The organism is Promicromonospora kroppenstedtii DSM 19349, assembly GCF_000515355.1.
GTDB lineage: Bacteria > Actinomycetota > Actinomycetes > Actinomycetales > Cellulomonadaceae > Promicromonospora > Promicromonospora kroppenstedtii.
The window spans coordinates 86,582-89,677 of record NZ_KI911744.1; the positions used below are offsets into that span (position 1 = coordinate 86,582).

Genomic DNA, 3,096 nt, shown 5'->3' on the forward strand with positions numbered 1-3,096 from the left:
CGGCAGCGGCGGCCGGTGCATCGCGGCCAGCGCGCCCCGGTGCAGGTGGAAGCCGGTGATCTCCTTGAGCAGCGGCTCCTCGGCGACGTAGACCGGGGCGCCGCTGGCCGTGATCAGGTCGCTCATCGAGTCGAGCCACCTGGGCGCCATGAGGAACGAGCGCGGCCGGTGCCCTGCCGCGAGCGCCCGCCGGATCACCGTGGAGCTCTCGGCGATGTACAGGCCCTTGGCCGGCTCGTGCTTGGAGCGCAGGACCACGTCCGTGAGGCTGTTGTAGTCGGCCAGGCGCTCGTCGGCGGGGTCGTCGATGCGGACGACGTCGAGGGTGGTCACCGAACCATTCTCGCTGATACCTCGGTCAGATCCGCCCGCGAACGGGGGTGTGCTCCTTCGCGTCGCCGTCGGGCATCACCATCTCGGCGCGGACGCCGAGCAGGCGCACCTCCCGGCCGGGTTCCATGCCCTCGGCGAGGGCGAGGACGGCGGCGGTCAGCTCCGCCAGCGACCGCGTGGGGGCCGGGAGCTTCTTCGAGCGGTCCCTGGTGAGGAAGGGCGCGTAGCGCACCTTGAGGCCGACCCGGAAGACCGGCCGGCCCTCCGCCTCGGTGTCGGCGTGCACCTGCGCGACCAGGTCCCGCAGCGCCTCCTCCACCTGCTCGGGCGTGGTGAGGTTGCGCTGGTAGGTGGTCTCGCGGCTGTGCCCGCGGGCCACCCAGGGCGTGTCGTCGACGACGGCGGACCCGTGCCCCCGGCCCAGGTCGCCGTACCAGGCGCCCATGCGTGGCCCGAACTCGGCGGTCAGCAGGCCGGCGTCGGCCGCGGCCAGGTCCGCGACCGTACGGATGCCGTGGACCGCGAGGCGCCTGGACACCTTGGGACCGACTCCCCACAGGTCGATGGTGGGCCGCCCACCCATCACCTCGGGCCAGGTCTGTCCGGTGAGGCGGAAGACGCCAGCGGGCTTGCCGAACCCGGTGGCGATCTTCGCGCGGATCTTGTTGTCACCGATGCCGACCGAGCAGTGCAGGCCGGTGGCGTCGAGGACCGCCTGCTGCACCCGGCGGGCCACCGCCTCCGGGTCGTCCGCGTCGCAGCCGAGGAACGCCTCGTCCCAGCCGAGCACCTCGACCACCGCGCCGAGCCCGCGGAGGGTGTCCATCACGCGCCCGGAGGCCTCGAGGTAGGTCTCGTGGTCGACGGGCAGGATGATCGCGTCCGGCGCCTTGCGGGCGGCGACGCGCAGCGGCATGCCCGACGAGACGCCGAGCTCCCGCGCCTCGTACGACGCGGTCGAGACCACCGCCCGTTCCGTCGGGTCGCCGCGACCGCCCACGACGACCTGTCGCCCGGCGAGCTCGGGGCGCCGCAGGACCTCGACCGCGACCAGGAACTGGTCGAGGTCGACGTGCAACACCCAGCGGAAGGCGCGCGGGCCCATGGCACGAGTCTCGCGGAGCAGGCCTGGGCTGTCCTGCGCTTGGAACGCTCGTTGCCGCCCGCCGCCCGGCTGGCACGCCGTTACCGTCCCGTTATCTCTCACAGCGAAACTCTCCCCGCTTCCCTCAGGGCCCCAAGACTCCATATGCTCCGGGGCAAGGAAAGTTCGTCTCACTCAAGAGGAGAGCTGCGATGAGAACTACCAGGAACTCCCGGTCCCCCCGCTCGCGCCGCGGCAAGGAACCGGCCCCGCACCCGGCGTTGCCGCAGTCCTACGCGGCAATGATCGAGCGCACGCCGTCGCTGGACGACGCGCAGCTGGAGTCCCTCCTCGAGCGAGCCATCGCCGGAGCGGACGCCGCGCGCACCCTCGACGCCACCGCGGTCTCCCCCAGCCTGCGCGCACAGCTCGAGGCCAGGGTCAAGGACGGGCAATACGCAAAGGAGCGTCTCGTCCTCGCCCACCTCCGTCTCGTCCCGGCCATCGCCGGCTCCTACGCGGGCCGCCTGCCGTTCATGGACCTCGTGCAGGAGGGGAACGTCGGCCTGGTCCGTGCCGCCGACTCGTACGACCCCGCGCACGGCACGTTCGCCGCGTACGCCCACCGCTGGGTCCGCCGCTCGATCGTCCGCGCGGTAGCCGCCGCGGAGCAGGCCGAGAGCCCGAGCACGAGCCGGCCCACCCCCGAGCAGAGCATGCTGCGCCGCCGGGTCCGGCAGGCCGTGGCCCGCCTGGACGCCGTCGAGGCGCGCGTCCTGGAGATGCACTTCGGCCTCGTGGACGGCACCACGCGGACCATCGACGAGATCAGCCGCCGCCTCGGTGTGACCAAGGAGCGTGTGGCGCAGATCCTCGAGTCCGCGCTGGCCCGGCTGCGCGACGTCGTCAGCCCGGCTCCCCTCGCTGCGTGACCGCCGGCTGGGCACCCGACTGCCCGGCCGGCGTCAGCCGCGCAAGGACCTCCTCGAGCGCCTCGTGGTAGGCCCAGGAGGCCGGATAGCCCGAGTGCGTCGCCACGGCGAAGAGATAGGCCGACCGGTCCATCTCCTCCGCCCCGCGATCGACCTCGTTCACCCCGTAGCCAAGTACCGGGAAGCCCAGGAAGTCGGTGCGCCGCCACAGGTTCACCCACGCGGGCTTCGCACCGCAGGTCAGCAGTGACATCAGCGTGACCTGTTCCCCCGAACCGGGCTCGGGGCCCTCCGGCGTCAACGGCGCCGCCGGAGCCGCCCCGGGTCCGGAACCCTCCGCGACAGCGGCCCTGACCTGCCCGCCCCACGGGTCGGCCGACCAGGCCGGTCCGGTGCAGGGCGGCTCGCCCGTCGCCGTCGGGCCCAGGAGGTCCGGAAAGAACCGGCCGAAGAACGGGCGCAGCTGCACGCCGTAGGTCAGGAGGCCGAGGCGGCCGTCCGCGGCGTCGGGCGCGGTGTCGGTCACTGGGTTGCCCGCCCGGATCAGGATCACCGCGGCCGCCAGCACGCCACCCATCGAGTGCGCGGACAGCACCACCCGGCGCGTGGGCGCCACGCGGGCCCGCTCGGCATCGTCGGCGATGTCGGCGGCGGTCAGCCAGGCGTCGACCCGGGAGCGCACCTCGGGCACCACGCGCTCGGCGTAGCTGGGCGGGCCGAACGGGTGGGCGCTGCGCGGCAGGAAGC

2 protein-coding genes and 2 pseudogenes are annotated in these 3,096 nt (G+C 73.5%); 1 reads left to right on the forward strand and 3 read right to left on the reverse strand.

The genetic code is table 11. The features are described 5' to 3' along the window. Together PROKR_RS36115 and PROKR_RS24570 are read right to left on the reverse strand one after the other, a co-directional pair. Nucleotides 1-333 (reverse strand): annotated as a pseudogene (locus tag PROKR_RS36115) (TrmH family RNA methyltransferase); the annotation flags it as partial. Nucleotides 334-358: 25 nt separating this feature from the next. Beyond that, nucleotides 359-1,438 (reverse strand): DNA polymerase IV, encoded by a 1,080-nt coding sequence (locus PROKR_RS24570; protein ID WP_211240231.1) that lies wholly within the window; start codon nt 1,436-1,438, stop codon nt 359-361. A gap of 191 nt (nt 1,439-1,629) precedes the next feature. On the opposite strand from PROKR_RS24570, the gene PROKR_RS24575 reads away from it, so the two are divergent. Continuing rightward, a complete protein-coding gene (locus tag PROKR_RS24575; protein WP_084800666.1) occupies nt 1,630-2,349 on the forward strand; it encodes a sigma-70 family RNA polymerase sigma factor in 720 nt (239 codons plus the stop codon). On the opposite strand, the pseudogene PROKR_RS24580 reads toward PROKR_RS24575, so the two are convergent. Then, nucleotides 2,324-3,096 (reverse strand): annotated as a pseudogene (locus PROKR_RS24580) (hypothetical protein); the annotation flags it as partial. The gene PROKR_RS24575 and the pseudogene PROKR_RS24580 sit on opposite strands and share 26 nt — an antisense overlap.

Bases quoted from the DNA above. Each gene is read 5' to 3' on its own strand.
- PROKR_RS24570 (WP_211240231.1), bottom strand. From the start codon at position 1,438: ATGGGCCCGCGCGCCTTCCGCTGGGTGTTGCACGTCGACCTCGACCAG.
- PROKR_RS24575 (WP_084800666.1), top strand. From the start codon at position 1,630: ATGAGAACTACCAGGAACTCCCGGTCCCCCCGCTCGCGCCGCGGCAAG.